The sequence below is a fragment of the Pedobacter sp. 05L430 genome (genome assembly GCF_056397585.1).
Genome location: NZ_JBFTNT010000609.1, coordinates 1 through 615 on the forward strand (window position 1 = coordinate 1; position 615 = coordinate 615).

1 protein-coding gene is annotated in these 615 nt (G+C 35.3%); it reads right to left on the bottom strand.

The genetic code is table 11. The annotated features are described in order from the left end of the window. Positions 1–615: ligand-binding sensor domain-containing protein (locus AC1DG9_RS27600; protein WP_477635769.1), on the bottom strand; the 615-nt coding region annotated here is incomplete at both ends.

Sequence of the window (615 nt, forward strand, 5' to 3'; positions counted from 1 at the left end):
TCCACTAAGTGACCGCTTATTGTTTTGTGGGAAAAACTTATCAAAGAAGGTAAATGGTTTTGGATAATAATTAACCCCGCCAAAATAAGTACCTATCCAAATACCACCTTCTTTATCCTTAGCAAAGGTATAAACCGCATTATCTGATATGGCATATCGGTCGTTTGGATTTTTACGCAGGTTGGTATATTTCCCTGTTTTTAAATTGTAAACAAATACACCTGACTCTGTTGCTACCCAATATTCATCTCCACTATTGTGAATAAAGTTCTTGGCATAAATACTTGTCTTATCCTTATTAAAGGTTAAAATATCTTTATAGCTCAAAGTAGCAAGATCAAACAATTTTACGCCCTGATGTGAAGTTCCTATTAAAATAGAATTAGAGGCAGTAGCATATATTTTATCTATCCAATGGGAGATAAYGGGTGGTGAATCTTTAAAAAGGTTAAATGATGTAAAGCTATCCTCTGCCTTATTATACTTTCTGATTAACCCCTCGGGTGATGATACCCATAGTGTTCCATCACTTGAAAATGTAGTTGCCGTAGCTTCAAAATCCTGATGTTTACTAAACTCTTCGAAGGTGCGCCTACTCCTGTTATACTTGTAGAG